Annotated in this window: 11 protein-coding genes and 3 tRNA genes; 10 read left to right on the top strand and 4 right to left on the bottom strand. The window is 61.2% G+C overall.

The features are described from left to right. Positions 1-72 precede the first annotated feature (72 nt). The gene (locus BN2475_RS35790; RefSeq protein ID WP_094782146.1) at positions 73-399 is read left to right on the top strand and encodes a hypothetical protein; all 327 of its coding nucleotides are present in this window, start codon (positions 73-75) and stop codon (positions 397-399) included. 545 nt (positions 400-944) lie between these two features. Here BN2475_RS35790 and BN2475_RS24920 read toward each other — a convergent pair. After that, a complete protein-coding gene (locus BN2475_RS24920) occupies positions 945-1,769 on the bottom strand; it encodes a squalene/phytoene synthase family protein (RefSeq protein WP_094782145.1) in 825 nt (274 codons plus the stop codon). A gap of 220 nt (positions 1,770-1,989) precedes the next feature. Between BN2475_RS24920 and BN2475_RS24915 the strand changes: the two genes are divergently transcribed. Then, a tRNA-Leu gene (locus BN2475_RS24915) sits at positions 1,990-2,076 on the top strand. A gap of 91 nt (positions 2,077-2,167) precedes the next feature. On the opposite strand, the gene BN2475_RS24910 is transcribed toward BN2475_RS24915, so the two are convergent. The 3 genes from BN2475_RS24910 to BN2475_RS24900 all read right to left on the bottom strand — a co-directional run bounded on the left by BN2475_RS24910 (position 2,168) and on the right by BN2475_RS24900 (position 4,507). Beyond that, the gene (locus tag BN2475_RS24910) at positions 2,168-2,461 is read right to left on the bottom strand and encodes a hypothetical protein (RefSeq protein ID WP_094782144.1); all 294 of its coding nucleotides are present in this window, start codon (positions 2,459-2,461) and stop codon (positions 2,168-2,170) included. A 383-nt stretch (positions 2,462-2,844) separates the two neighbouring features. Further along, the gene (locus BN2475_RS24905; protein ID WP_094782227.1) at positions 2,845-3,297 is read right to left on the bottom strand and encodes a MarR family winged helix-turn-helix transcriptional regulator; all 453 of its coding nucleotides are present in this window, start codon (positions 3,295-3,297) and stop codon (positions 2,845-2,847) included. A 64-nt stretch (positions 3,298-3,361) separates the two neighbouring features. Then, positions 3,362-4,507, bottom strand: a complete 1,146-nt coding sequence (locus BN2475_RS24900; RefSeq protein WP_094782143.1) for a glycerate kinase — start codon at positions 4,505-4,507, stop codon at positions 3,362-3,364. Between the two features lie 472 nt (positions 4,508-4,979). On the opposite strand from BN2475_RS24900, the gene tig reads away from it, so the two are divergent. The 8 genes from tig to BN2475_RS24860 all read left to right on the top strand — a co-directional run bounded on the left by tig (position 4,980) and on the right by BN2475_RS24860 (position 14,156). Further along, a complete protein-coding gene (gene tig / locus BN2475_RS24895; protein WP_094782142.1) occupies positions 4,980-6,326 on the top strand; it encodes a trigger factor in 1,347 nt (448 codons plus the stop codon). A gap of 193 nt (positions 6,327-6,519) precedes the next feature. After that, positions 6,520-7,173: an ATP-dependent Clp endopeptidase proteolytic subunit ClpP gene (clpP, locus tag BN2475_RS24890; RefSeq protein WP_006048927.1), complete on the top strand. Its 654-nt coding sequence runs from the start codon at positions 6,520-6,522 to the stop codon at positions 7,171-7,173. 185 nt (positions 7,174-7,358) lie between these two features. Further along, positions 7,359-8,630 (top strand): ATP-dependent Clp protease ATP-binding subunit ClpX, encoded by a 1,272-nt coding sequence (gene clpX, locus BN2475_RS24885; protein WP_094782141.1) that lies wholly within the window; start codon positions 7,359-7,361, stop codon positions 8,628-8,630. 183 nt (positions 8,631-8,813) lie between these two features. Further along, positions 8,814-11,234 carry an endopeptidase La gene (gene lon, locus BN2475_RS24880; RefSeq protein WP_094782140.1) on the top strand — a complete coding sequence of 807 codons (2,421 nt, stop codon included), beginning with the start codon at positions 8,814-8,816 and terminating at the stop codon, positions 11,232-11,234. A gap of 266 nt (positions 11,235-11,500) precedes the next feature. Then, positions 11,501-11,773 (top strand): HU family DNA-binding protein, encoded by a 273-nt coding sequence (locus BN2475_RS24875; protein ID WP_007585907.1) that lies wholly within the window; start codon positions 11,501-11,503, stop codon positions 11,771-11,773. A gap of 149 nt (positions 11,774-11,922) precedes the next feature. Beyond that, positions 11,923-11,998: transfer RNA gene (locus tag BN2475_RS24870), tRNA-Val, on the top strand. 57 nt (positions 11,999-12,055) lie between these two features. Further along, a tRNA-Asp gene (locus tag BN2475_RS24865) sits at positions 12,056-12,132 on the top strand. 86 nt (positions 12,133-12,218) lie between these two features. Beyond that, positions 12,219-14,156: a SurA N-terminal domain-containing protein gene (locus tag BN2475_RS24860; protein ID WP_094782139.1), complete on the top strand. Its 1,938-nt coding sequence runs from the start codon at positions 12,219-12,221 to the stop codon at positions 14,154-14,156. The last annotated feature ends 118 nt before the right edge of the window (positions 14,157-14,274 follow it).

The raw sequence follows: 14,274 nt of genomic DNA, 5'->3' as shown, positions 1-14,274 counted from the left end.
CGTTCCCGGCTCGTAACCGGGGTTTGTACAAGCATTTGAGGTAGCCGGTTGCCGCGCCACGAAGGGAACAACATGAAGGGAGGGGTTTGGCCGAATGTGCGCCTGAGCGTTATTGCACTGGCGGTAGCCAGTACGCTTGCAGGTTCACTGGGACCAACGCTCGCCCACGCCCAGCCTTCCGCCGACAGAGCTGCGAGTGAACACGCGGCCAGATCCGGCAATCCCAGAACCAATCGTCATAGCACGAGTCCTGACCATCCGGCATCAGACGTGATGTTGCGCACCGCAGTTCCCCCCGATCTTGATCAGCGTCGCCGCGATGGTCATATGACGCCCGAGGAACGGCGCTTGTTGCGGCAGCACATCGAAGACGCTGTCCGCGAGCTTTATAAGCGCTAGGTTTATTTGTACTGGCTCTGGGCGCGGCTGTCATGCGGTTTCCTTGCGTGAAAGAATCCCGTTGCATTCCCATCACCAACTTTCACCAACTTTCGTCCGGTCTGCCGTTGAGTCGTCGAAGTCACGGCGTGCTGGCGACCGCGCAAAACGACGCCGTCACGCCGTTGCCCCCGCCGTCACCCCCGTCGTCACCCCATTTCCCGGCCGTGTACACCAGCCTATCCATCCATCCGTACGACACAAAGGCGCAAGGCCTGTGCGACCGCCAGTGCCTTGAACGGCAGCACGCTGTCTTGACGCTCATGTCTGTACACGCGATCGCAACCGCTGCGGGGGACTCGGTGGGAGTTCGACGCATTCACGATCCTGCAGCGCGGTTCGTGCCGCTGCCGATGCTGCGCGTTTGAAGAGGGCTCGCCACGGGCCGTGGGCTTGATGACGGATTAGATAGGACTACTGCGGGATGCGCGTCGCGACACATTCGACGATCGCCTCACCAGGACAGCGTGAGCGCCGCACGGCGCTCACCGGTTTCGCTCGCCGGCTTATTTCGCGCGCCACGCGATCCAGAGTTTGCGAATCGGCGTCAGTGCGATGCGTTGATGCAGCACGTGATAGCCGTCGCGTTCGATTTCATCAAGCAGCGCCAATGCCAGTGCCGCTTGCGCAAGCAGCGTGCGCTGCGGACGGCGCTCACTGGCCGGCATCGCGGCGAGCGCAGTTTGCAGCGCTGTGCGGGCGCGGTTGGTCTCGAAGCGCATCAGCTCGGTGAACGCGTCGGTATATTTTCGATTGATCAGGTCGGCTGCGGTGACGTTAAAGCGCTGCATCTCATCGATAGGAATGTAGATGCGGCCGTGGCGCGCATCGTTGCCCGTTTCGACGACGAACTGCGCGAGCAGCAGCGCCTCGCCGAGCGGCGCCGCCCAGCCCAACGCCTGCACGGCGTCGTTTGCCGAGGCGCGTGCGACCAGCGCCGCGAACGTGCCCCCCACGCCTTGCAGGTAGCGCCGCAGATTCGGATAGTCGAGATAACGCGCCTGGTCGAGGTCGATTTCAAAGCCGGCCAGCAATGCCTGCAACGCCGGATATTCGGCCTTCGCGTCCGGCAGATAGGCCGCCAGCGCGTTGCTGACCGGATGCGTCGGCGAGCCTGAAGCGAGCGCCGCGATTTCGTTTTGCCACCACGCGAGTTTGCTGCGGCCGATGGCCGGGTCGCTGATTTCCTTGACCGTTTCCTCGAACTCGCGGCGCAACGCGAACAGCGCCATCAACAGCGGTTGAGTTGCTGCGGGCGCCTGCCGGAGCGCATAGTAAGTGCTCGATCCGGGGGGAGCCGCTTTCTGCTGGCAATAATCGTCGAAATTCACGGGTCTGGAATGTGGGGAGGGGCAGGCGAAGAAGCGCACGGCACAAGTGCGTCGAACCAAAAATTGTAGCATTGCCGCTGCGTGGACAGATGCGGCGCGGATGCAGACAAGCGTGAATCAATCGGTTAGAATCTCGCGCTTACGCTTTCGGGCGCGTGCTTCTGGCGCGCTGCGCGAGCATGCAGGACATCGGGCAGAACGCACGGCGGCATGCCCGGCTGCGAGGGTGGCGAAATTGGTAGACGCACCAGGTTTAGGTCCTGACGCCCGCAAGGGTGTAGGGGTTCGAGTCCCCTCCCTCGCACCATTCATCTGTAGCGAAAAACCCCGTTTAGTCTTTGGACTAACGGGGTTTTTTATTTTCGATGCGCGCAACGCGCAGAGCCCGTCCGATGCTCTCAGACGGCTGGCGGCTGGGACGTGGTTTGCTCCTGCGTGCCCGGCAGCTCCAGCTGAGCTGCGCCTTCGAGAAAACGCCGGGTCGATTCGAAAGCCTGCAGCATCTGATCCGGCCACGGCGTTTGCAGCATGACCGCCTGATGATTTTCAAAGGCCGACGACAAGAGTTTCGCCAGTTCGGGCGAGCGAAGATGACGCAGCAGCACGCTTACCGCAATCGCGCTCGCCTGGCTCGCGCCGGCGGTCTGGAGCTCCGATGCGGTGAGGGCCGCGACCTGTTTGTTGATGTCCACTGAAACTTCCTTGGCTGAAAGTGGGAGAGTGAAGGCTCGCTGGCCAATCCCGAATTTTGACATGGTTGATGGCTCGTCGCGAATCTGCTGACGTCGTGGCGGGGCGGCGTCGGCGGTACGTCGTTATTGCTGCAGTGGCGTCCTGTTACGACGTGCGCACCCGAATGGCGCTGCACAAGCGCGCCGTGTCGTTGCACGATTCACCGGCATCGCGTGCGGGCGCTATGATTTGCGCTGCCGGGGCGGCCCTTGTCGGGTATGGCTTCCATCGCGGCGGTTTCGGGCCGTCTCGGGCCGTGATCTGAATCGGGCGGGGCGACCAGCGGTGTGCTTCCAAAGGGAACGACGCAAGGCATGCGCAATCTGTTGCACACCACGCTTCCTTATTCCTCTTGGGCCGTCATCGTCTCGATGATCTTGTCGAGCGCGTGACCGAACGCGGCCTTTTCCTGCTCGTCGAGACAGTCGAACATATCGTCGTTCCATTTGCGCGCGATCGGCATCACCTTCCGGTATAGCGCACGGCCGTCCGGCGTGAGCGAAATCAGCACGACGCGGCCGTCCTCGGCGCTTGGCTGGCGTTGCACGAGGCCTTGCCTGATCATGGCTTCGGCCGCGCGGCTCGCCTGGCTCTTGTCGAGATTCGCATGCCGCGCCAGATCCATGATCGAGAACGGCCCGAACGAACCCACCGACGCGATCACCCGAGCCTCCGGCAGGCTCACGCCAAGCCTTGCACGGAAGCGCTCGCTGACGCCACGCTCGGAGAGTTTGTTCAGCACATGCAGACGATAGGTGAGGAACTGCTCGAGCCCGGCTTTAGCGGAGTCCTTCATTGTCATCCCGTAGTTGAGTGGAGCGGTCGCGGCGCTTTGATTGTTGCCGCAACCGTCTTGCCGGTCAACGCGCGCCGTATTTCAGGCGCGTCAGCTGTTCGGCCCCGTCGGCGAGCAGGCGGGCCGCGTCGCGTATCGCGACCTCGAGCGTGATCGGTCCGGGTGCCGGCGAGAAGCAACCGCTGAAGTATTCGGCAAGGCGAGGCAAGGCCGCGGAATCCACCGCGCCCGACAGCAGCGTGGCAGGCACGCCGGCCGTGCGCGCATGGCCACAGGCGATGAAGGGCGCCTTGCCATGCAGCGTTTGCACGTCCGAGCGACCTTCGCCCGTGATCAGCCAGTTCGCGCCCTGGAGTGCCGCGTCAAGGCCGATCTGACGCGCGACGGTTTCCGCGCCCGGCTCGAACCGCGCGCCGAGCATATGCAGCGCGAAGCCGAGGCCGCCGGCCGCGCCCGCTCCGGGTTGATCGCGCGCCGCGCGCCCGAGCGCGGCCTCGAGCAGATCGGCAAAGCGGGCGAGGGCGGCGTCGATAGGGGCAACCTGCTCCGGCTTGACGCCTTTCTGCGGACCGAACACCGCGGTTGCGCCGTGCTCGCCTGTTAGGGGGTTGTCGACGTCCGACATGCCGACGAACCGTGTGTCCGCGAGCCGCGCGTCGAGTTGCGAGACGTCGAGCCGTGCGACACGCGCGAGTTGCTCGGGCGTTCCTTCGAGTTCCTTGTCTTGCGCGTCGAAAAGTTTCAGGCCGAGGCCGACCAGCAGGCCGGCGCCGCCGTCGTTGGTGCTGCTGCCGCCCAGCGCGACAAAAAAGCGCCGCACGCCGGCGTCCAGCAGCGCGCGAATCGCCTCGCCCATGCCGCGCGTGCTGCGCGCCTCGACCGGCACGCCCATGCCGACCGGATCTGTAATACCGACGATTTCAGCGGTTTCGATGATCGCGCTGCCATCCGCGAGCAGGCCGGTGAGCGCTTCGCGTTCCGGGCCGGCCGCGCCGTGCACGCTCAGCTTGCGGCGTTCACCGCCGCGCGTGAGCATCGCGTCGAGCGTGCCTTCGCCGCCGTCGGCCATCGGACAGATGCGCACGCTGGCGTCGGGGCGGGCGCGCTGGATGCCCGACGCGATCGCCTGCGCGACCTGTTCCGCACTAAGCGAGCCTTTAAAAGAGTCCGGAGCGATGACGACGACAGGTGAAGACGACGAATTCGGCATGGTGTCTCTGAATGGTTGGAATCGTTGCAAGGGCGGTCAGATGACTGGATGCGGGCGTAGCCCCGAGCGCGTGCATTAGCTTATCAGCATGGGCGTGCCGACTGAATATGTCGAACGGCATAGGCGACATCGTGCGCGCGGTGCGTCGGCTGCGCGCCATATGCCAATGCAGCGCCGGTCGAGCGGTTCTGCATCGCGGCAGCGCCCGCTCGGCAAGCGGGGCGTTCAGATCGCGAAAACCGTACTGAAACAACCCGGAAAGCGGTCGGAATGCCGATAAAAAAGCGCTGAATCATCGAATCCCGCTAGGCGCGCCAATAGTTTGCTAAAATATTCGGCTCTTTGGACTCAACCGTGCTGCCGGCGGCCTGCAAGCCCGCGGCGCAGGCGCGCAATCGATGCGAAGCGACATCGAAAAGCGGCACGTAGAAGATAACTGATTCGCTCGAATAATTTTAGGACGATTGAAGCCATGGCTAACGTTGTTGAAAACCTCGGCAAGCTCGAACGCCGCGTAACGATTTCCCTGCCGAAGGACGCCGTGCAGAAGGAAGTGGACTCGCGTATCCGTCAACTCGCGAAGAACGTGCGCATGCCGGGTTTCCGCCCGGGCAAGGTGCCGCTCAAGATGGTGACGCAACAGTATTCGGGCCAGGTGGAAGCTGAAGTGCTGAGCGACAAGGTCGGCAAGGAATTCTTCGATATCAGCCGCGCTGAAAATCTGCGCGTTGCCGGCCAGCCGAGCTTTGCGCCGAAGTCCGACGTCGCCGAGGGCAACTACGCGTTCGACGCGACCTTCGAGGTGTACCCGGAAGTGAAGCTGGGCGACGTCGCCGCGGCTGAAATCGAGCGCACCACGACCACCATCAGCGAAGCCGAAATCGACCGCACGCTGGAAATCCTGCGCAAGCAGCGCGTGCACTTCCACGCTCGCGGCGAAGCCGGTGAGCACGGTGACGGCGGCGCGGACACGGCGGCCAAAGAGGGCGATCGCGTGACGGTCGACTTCGCCGGCAAGATCGACGGCGAGGCGTTCCAGGGCGGCAGCGCCGAAGACTTCGCATTCGTGCTGGGCGAAGGCCGCATGCTGCCGGAATTCGAAAAGGCGGCGCTGGGTCTGAAGGCCGGCGCGTCGAACGAATTCGACCTGAAATTCCCGGACGACTACCACGGCAAGGAAGTGGCGGGCAAGACGGCACAATTCACGATCAAGATGAAGAAGATCGAGTGGCCGCACCTGCCGGAAATCGACGCAGACTTCGCGAAGTCGCTCGGTATCGAAGACGGCGATCTGACCAAGATGCGCGGCGAGATCAAGGACAACCTCGAGCGTGAAGCGAAGCGCCGCACGCAAGCCATCGTCAAGAACCAGGTGATGGACGCGCTGCTGAAGATTTCGGAGCTGGACGTGCCCAATGCGCTGATCGAACAGGATCAGGAGCGCCTCGTCGCGATGGCCCGTCAGGATCTGGAGCAACGCGGCGTGCCGAACGCCAAGGACGCGCCGATCCCGGCCGCCATGTTCAAGGAACAGGCCGAGCGTCGCGTCAAGCTGGGCCTCGTGCTGGCCGAACTGGTCAAGGCCAACGAGCTGCAGGCCAAGCCGGAGCAGATTCGCGCCGAGGTCGACGAATTCGCGAAAAGCTACGAAGACCCGAAGGAAGTCGTCCGCTGGTATTATTCGAACCAGCAACGTCTTGCTGAAATGGAAGCGTACGTCGTTGAAGCGAACGTCGTCGATTTCGTTCTCGGTAAGGCGAAGGTGACGGACAAGGTAGTGAGCTTCGAAGAACTGGCAAGCGCAACGGCGCAAGCGTAAGCGTCGCTGCAACGGCGTGCCGGCTGTCGGAGCGACGGCCCGCACGCCGTTTTTTTGTGCTGTGAACGTGCATTGCGTTTTGCATGGTGTCGCGCAACGCGTTTGCACTGATCGTGCACTTGAATACGGGGCTCGTCGCACACACCTGTCTAGCATCTGATATTTAGAATATTTCCAGACAAGGATCCATTGCATGACCTTTCGCGCCCAAATGCTGGACACGTTGACCTCCCAGTCGTCCCGGGATCTCGAAGCGCAGGCGCTCGGACTGGTGCCGATCGTCGTGGAAACGAGCGGCCGGGGCGAGCGTTCGTACGACATTTATTCCCGTCTGCTGAAGGAACGCATCGTTTTCCTGGTCGGCGAAGTGAACGACCAGACGGCCAATCTCGTCGTGGCACAGATGCTGTTTCTCGAAAGCGAGAATCCGGACAAGGACATCTATTTCTACATCAACAGCCCGGGCGGGTCGGTGTCGGCGGGCATGGCCATTTACGACACGATGCAGTTCATCAAGCCGGACGTCTCCACGCTCTGCATGGGGCTCGCGGCCAGCATGGGCGCGTTCCTGCTGGCAGCGGGTGCGAAGGGCAAGCGTTTCGCGCTGCCGAATTCGCGCGTGATGATTCACCAGCCGCTGGGCGGCGCGCGCGGTCAGGCGTCGGACATTGAAATCCAGGCGCGCGAAATCCTGTATTTGAAGGAACGGCTGAATCATCTGCTCGCGCACCATACGGGACAGCCCGTCGAGCGTATCGCACGCGACACCGACCGCGACAATTTCATGTCGGGCGACGACGCGCAAGCTTATGGTCTGGTTGACCAGGTCGCGCACAAGCGCCCTTGATCGAATGGGAATTTGCCCCAGATTGGGGCAAATTCGCCGTCCGGTCGAATGTGAAATAATCAAGGCTCGTCCGAGCGCCTGCGGCAAGCGCCGTCACCTTGCTCACTAGCCCCGCCCCGCCCAAACTGCGAGGCGGGGGCAAACGGCGTATCATGTAACACAGTGGTCCGGAGGCTCACACATCTATGGCGGACAAGAAAGGTTCTAACAGCGAAAAGCTGTTGTATTGCTCGTTTTGCGGCAAGAGCCAGCATGAGGTCAAAAAGCTGATTGCGGGGCCGTCGGTATTCATCTGCGATGAGTGCATCGACCTGTGCAACGAAATCATCCGCGACGAGGCTGCTGGCGCGGGCATCGAGGCGGGCTTGTCCAAGTCCGACCTACCCAGTCCGCAGGAAATCCGTGAAATCCTCGACCAGTACGTGATCGGTCAGGAGCGGGCGAAGAAGATTCTCGCGGTCGCGGTGTACAACCACTACAAGCGTCTCAAGCATCTCGACAAGAAGGACGAGGTCGAGCTGTCCAAGAGCAACATCCTGCTGATCGGCCCGACCGGCTCCGGCAAGACGCTGCTCGCGCAGACGCTCGCACGCCTGCTGAACGTTCCGTTCGTGATTGCCGATGCAACCACGCTGACGGAAGCCGGCTACGTCGGTGAAGACGTCGAGAACATCATTCAGAAGCTGCTGCAGAACTGCAATTACGAAGTCGATAAGGCCCAGCGCGGCATCGTTTATATCGACGAAATCGACAAGATCAGCCGCAAGTCCGACAACCCGTCGATCACCCGCGATGTGTCGGGCGAAGGCGTGCAGCAGGCTTTGCTGAAGCTTGTCGAGGGCACGATGGCGTCCGTGCCCCCGCAGGGTGGCCGTAAGCATCCGAACCAGGACTTCATTCAGGTCGACACCACCAACATCCTGTTCATTTGCGGTGGCGCGTTCGATGGCCTCGAGAAGGTCATCGTCGATCGTACCGAGAAGACCGGCATTGGTTTCGGCGCGAGCGTGAAGAGCAAGCAGGACCGCGACGCCGGCGAAGTGCTGCGCGAAGTGGAGCCGGAAGATCTGATCAAGTTCGGTCTGATTCCGGAACTGATCGGCCGTCTGCCGGTGGTCGCCACGCTCGGCAAGCTCGACGAAGCAGCGTTGATGAAAATTCTCGTCGAACCGAAGAATGCCTTGGTGAAGCAGTACCACAAGCTGTTCAACATGGAGCGCGTCGAACTGGAGATTCGTCCGGCGGCGCTGCAGGCCGTGGCGCGTAAGGCGATCCGCCGCAAGACGGGCGCGCGTGGTCTGCGCTCGATCCTGGAACAGGCGTTGCTTGACGTGATGTACGATCTGCCACAAATGAAAGGTGTCAGCAAGGTCATCATCGACGACAACGTGATTGACGGCGACGGCAAACCGCTATTGATCTACGAAGACGCGCCCAAGGTGGCGGGTTCGAACTGATCGGCTTGCGGGTTCTGCAAAAAAGCCGTTCATGGCGACGTGAACGGCTTTTTCGTTTATCGTGTGGTCAGGATGGTTGTTTTCACTATGGAGTCACTGAACTTTTCCCACACGCGGAGGCTTGCAATATTTTCTGCTGGCCTCACCTATCGAACGAACTGATTCCACTCATGGGGAAATGAAATGTCAGGAACCCAACTCCTTCCGCCGGAACGCATTACGCTCCCGCTGCTCCCGCTGCGTGACGTAGTCGTTTTCCCGCACATGGTGATTCCGCTCTTCGTAGGCCGCCCGAAGTCGATCAAGGCTCTCGAAGCAGCCATGGAAGGCGGCAAGCACATCATGCTCGTCGCCCAGAAAACGGCTGCGAAAGACGAACCGACCGAAAAGGACATGTACGAAGTAGGGTGTGTTGCCAACATCCTGCAAATGCTGAAGCTGCCCGATGGCACCGTGAAAGTGCTCGTCGAGGGCTTGCAGCGCGCCAAAACGCTCTCCATCGAAGAACAGGAAACGCAGTTCTCGTGCGAAGTCATGCCGCTCGAGCCCGACCACGCCGACAGCGCTGAAACCGAAGCGCTGCGTCGCGCAATCGTGTCGCAGTTCGACCAGTATGTGAAGCTGAACAAGAAGATTCCGCCGGAAATCCTGACGTCGCTGTCGGGTATCGACGAAGCCGGGCGTCTGGCCGACACGATCGCGGCGCATCTGCCGCTCAAGCTCGACCAGAAGCAGCACATCCTCGAAATGTTCCCGGTGATCGAGCGCCTCGAGCATCTGCTCGCGCAACTCGAAGCCGAGATCGACATCCTGCAGGTCGAAAAGCGCATCCGCGGGCGTGTGAAGCGCCAGATGGAGAAGAGCCAGCGCGAGTACTACCTGAACGAACAGGTCAAGGCGATCCAGAAGGAACTCGGCGAGGGCGAAGAGGGTGCGGATCTCGAAGAACTCGAGAAGCGCATCACGGCTGCCCGCATGCCGAAGGAGGCGAAGAAGAAGGCCGATGGCGAGCTGAAGAAGCTCAAGCTGATGTCGCCGATGTCGGCGGAAGCGACGGTCGTGCGCAACTATATCGATACGCTGATCGGCTTGCCGTGGCGCAAGAAGAGCAAGGTCAACAACGACCTCTCGAATGCGGAACGCGTGCTCGACGAAGACCACTTCGGTCTCGAAAAGGTGAAGGAACGCATTCTCGAGTATCTCGCGGTCCAGCAACGTGTCGACAAGGTCAAGGCGCCGATCCTGTGCCTCGTTGGGCCTCCGGGTGTCGGTAAGACGTCGCTGGGTCAGTCGATCGCTCGCGCCACGAATCGCAAGTTCGTGCGCATGGCGCTGGGCGGCGTGCGTGACGAAGCCGAGATTCGCGGTCACCGTCGCACATATATTGGTTCGATGCCCGGCAAGATTTTGCAAAGCCTGACCAAGGCCGGCGTGCGCAATCCGCTCTTCCTGCTCGACGAAGTCGACAAGATGGGTCAGGATTTCCGCGGCGATCCGTCGTCGGCCCTGCTGGAAGTGCTCGATCCGGAACAGAACCACACGTTCGCCGATCACTATGTCGAAGTCGACTTCGATCTGTCGGACGTGATGTTCGTGGCGACGTCGAACTCGCTGAACATCCCGCCGCCGTTGCTCGACCGGATGGAAGTAATCCGTCTGTCGGGTTACACGGAAGACGAAAAGGTCAGCATCGCGCAGCGTTATCTTTTGCCCAAGCAGAAGAAGAACAACGGCCTCAAGGATGGCGAGGTCGAAGTGACGGAAACGGCGATCCGCGACATCATTCGTTACTACACGCGCGAAGCGGGCGTGCGCTCGCTCGAGCGTGAAATTTCGAAGATCTGCCGCAAGGTCGTGAAGATGCTGCTGCTGAAGAAGGCGGAAGGCGCGGCGAAGGTCGACGGCATCAATCTCGACACGTTCCTCGGCGTGCGCAAGTACGACTTTGGTCTGGCTGCGAAGGAAAATCAGGTCGGCCAGGTCACGGGTCTCGCGTGGACGGAAGTGGGCGGCGATCTGCTGACCATCGAAGCCGCGGTGATGCCGGGCAAGGGCAACGTGATCCGCACGGGTTCGCTCGGCGACGTGATGAAGGAATCCGTCGAAGCGGCGCGCTCGGTCGTGCGTTCGCGTTCGCGTCGTCTCGGTATCAAGGACGAAGCGTTCGAGAAGCAGGACATTCACATTCACGTGCCGGAAGGCGCCACGCCGAAGGACGGTCCTTCGGCCGGTATCGCGATGACGACCGCGCTGGTGTCGGTATTGACCGGTATTCCGGTGCGTGCCGACGTCGCGATGACGGGAGAAATCACATTGCGTGGTGAAGTCTTGCCGATCGGCGGCCTGAAGGAAAAACTGCTCGCGGCGCATCGCGGTGGTATCAAGCTGGTGCTGATTCCGGAAGAAAACGTCAAGGATCTGACGGAGATTCCGGACAACGTGAAGAACGCGATCGAAATTGTGCCGGTCCGCTGGATCGACAAGGTGCTCGAGTTGGCGCTCGAACGTGTGCCGCAAGCGTTGCCGGAAGAAGAGCCGAAGACTGCTGCGCCTGTCGCAGGGGAGCCGGGCAAAGAACCCGCGACCGAAGTCGTCAAGCACTGAGGCAGTCAGCAACGAAGCTGTTTGCAGGGCAGGAAACCCGCGGTCACGGCCGCGGGTTTTTTATTTCTGATCGCCTGGGTTTAGATGGCAAGTAAGATCTGGTGATGAAATGCCACCTCCAAACGCCCCGAATCAGGCTCAATCCCGCTTGACACTAAGGTTTCGGCCAATTCTAATGAGGCGGCTCGGCGCTACCCGCCAGCGGCGTGATGCCAGGTGCTAGAAAAGCGCCGTCACGGTTGCCATAAACATTCTCGGGGGTTGGAATGAATAAAACGGAATTGATCGATCACATTGCACAGCAAGCCGACATTTCGAAGGCTGCAGCAGGCCGTGCACTCGACGCGGTGATCGGTGGCGTCAAAGGTACGTTGAAGAAAGGCGGTTCAGTGACGCTGGTGGGTTTTGGCACGTTCGCGGTCGGCAAGCGCACGGCGCGTACGGGGCGCAATCCGCGCACCGGAGCCGCTATCAAGATCAAGGCGGCAAAAGTTCCTAAATTTAGGCCTGGCAAAGCGCTGAAGGATGCGCTAAACTAACGGGCTTGCTGCTTGAGGAAGGCCGGATTCGCCCGAACGGAAGTGCGAGAAGTATGGCGAACACTGTAAGCTTGGTGCCGCGTGACTTTGCACCAAAGTGAATCTGAATCATCAGGCAGCAACAACGGAAGCACGCTGAATCGCGAAACGGGTGCTTAGCTCAGTTGGTAGAGCGGCGCCCTTACAAGGCGTAGGTCGGGAGTTCGAGCCTCTCAGCACCCACCAGTTTCCGGTTTGGCATCAGTGTTCCGGTGCAGTCAGCGCAGTATAAGCGCAGTATAAGGAGTGGTAGTTCAGTCGGTTAGAATACCGGCCTGTCACGCCGGGGGTCGCGGGTTCGAGTCCCGTCCACTCCGCCAGTATCTACGAAAGGCGAACTCCGGTTCGCCTTTTTTGTTGCCCGCTGTTGTAAGATCGGGCGTTCTGTTTTTGGCACTCCTCACGCATGCTCGATTTTTTCCGCAATCACAAACGCCTGATGATGTTCATGCTCATCCTCGTCATTGTGCCGGGGTTGGGTTTTGTGGGTATCCAGGGCTTCCGCGGCTTCTTTGACGAAAGTGCAAACGTCGCAAGCGTCAACGGTCACAAGATCACCCGCGTCGAGTATGACGACGTGATGCGTCAGCAGCTCGACCGCGCGCGTCAGATGCTGGGCGCACAGTTCGACATGAAGTCGTTCGATACCCCGGAGCGACGTCGCGAGATGCTCGATGGTCTGATCGAGCAGCGGGTGCTGGCCGATGAAACGCAACGCCTGCATCTGACTGCGTCAGACGACGCCGTGCGCCGCGTACTGCTCAACGATCCGGTGATTTCGTCGTTGAAGAATCCCGACGGCTCGATCGACGTCGAACGTTACAAGCAGATGCTCGCGATGCAGGGTATGACGCCCGACCAGTACGACGAACGCGTGCGCTACAGCATCGCCACGCAGCAGTTGCCGGCGAGCATTCTAGGCAGCGCGTTCACGTCGAAGACGCTCGCGCAGCATCTGACCGAGCTGGCCGAGCAGCAGCGTGAAGTGCAGGGCATTGCGTTCCATCCGCGTGATTACGCAGCGAAGGTCCAGCCGACCGACGCGCAGCTGCAGGCGTATTACGACGCGCATCGCAACGACTTCGCGACGCCGGCGACCGCCACGATCCAGTACCTGGTGATGTCGGCGGCAACCTTGGGCGCGTCGATCCAGCCGAGTGACGCGGATCTGAAAAAGTACTACGACGACAACATCGCGCACTACCGCACGGAGGCTCAGGTGCGCGCGAGCCACATCCTGATCGTCGCGCCGAAAGACGCGAGCGCGGCCGACAAGACCAAGGCCAGGCAGAAGGCCGAAGAGTTGCTCGCGCAGATCAAGGCGCATCCGGACCAGTTCACTCAGATCGCACAGGCGAATTCGCAGGATCCGGGTTCGGCGTCAAAGGGCGGTGATCTGGGTTTCTTCGGCCGCGGCATGATCGCGGGCGGCCAGGCATTCGACGACGCCGTATTCGCGCTGAAGAAGAACGAAGTCAGTGGCATCGTGCAGACCGATTTCGGCTATCACATCATCAAGGTGACGGACGTGAAGCCGGAGGCCACGAAGCCGTTCGACGAAGTGAAAGATCAGATCGCGAAAGACCTGAAGACGCAGCTGGCGAGCAAGGCATTCAGCGATGGCTCGGAAGGCTTCACGTCGATCGTCTATGAAAAGGCGAAGAGCCTGCAACCGGCCGCTGAGAAGTTCAAGCTGCAACTGCAGACCGCCACGGTGACGCCGCGGCCGGATCCGAAGCTGCCGCCCGACAGCCCGCTGAACAACCCGAAGTTCCTCGCTGCGGTATTTGCGAACGACTCGGTGACGGCGCGCAACAACACGCAGGCAATCGACGTCGGCGGCAATACGCTGATCGCGGCGCGCGTCACCGACTACAAAGCCGCGGCCGTGCCGGCGTTCGACACCATCAAGGACGCCGTGCGTCAGAGGGTGATCGCGGCACAGTCGAACGATGCGGCGCACAAGGATGGCGTGGCGAAGCTGGCCGAATTCGAGAAATCGAAGGCGACTACCGGTTTCTCGTCGCCGTTGAAGGTATCGCGCAACGACGCGCAGGGCGTGCCGCCGGCTGCATTGAGTGCAATCTACAAGGCGGATGCGCAGAAATTGCCGGCTTACGTCGGCGTCGACCTCGGCGACGACGGCTACGCGATCTATCGCGTGAACTCGGTCGTGGCGGGTGCGGCGGTGGATCCGCAGCATCTGGCCGCCGCGCAGCAGCAGATCGCGCAAGTCAATGCGCAGTCCGATGTGCAAGCGTATGTCGAAGCCTTGCGCGAGCGCTCGAAGGTGAAGTTCTACGGCTCGCTCGAAAGCGGCGGCGTGCAGGCAAACGAGCAATAAGCGGCGAATAAGCAACGAATAAAGCGACGGCCAGGCGTCGAGCAACCCCGGCCGTGTGCGCACGAACAACGCGCACACACAGAAAAGCCCCGCATTGGCGGGGCCTCAGACTGCTGAC

Source organism: Paraburkholderia ribeironis (genome assembly GCF_900019265.1).
GTDB lineage: Bacteria > Pseudomonadota > Gammaproteobacteria > Burkholderiales > Burkholderiaceae > Paraburkholderia > Paraburkholderia ribeironis.
Note: the sequence above shows the minus strand (reverse complement) of the source record. Positions and strands in the feature narration are given on the sequence as shown.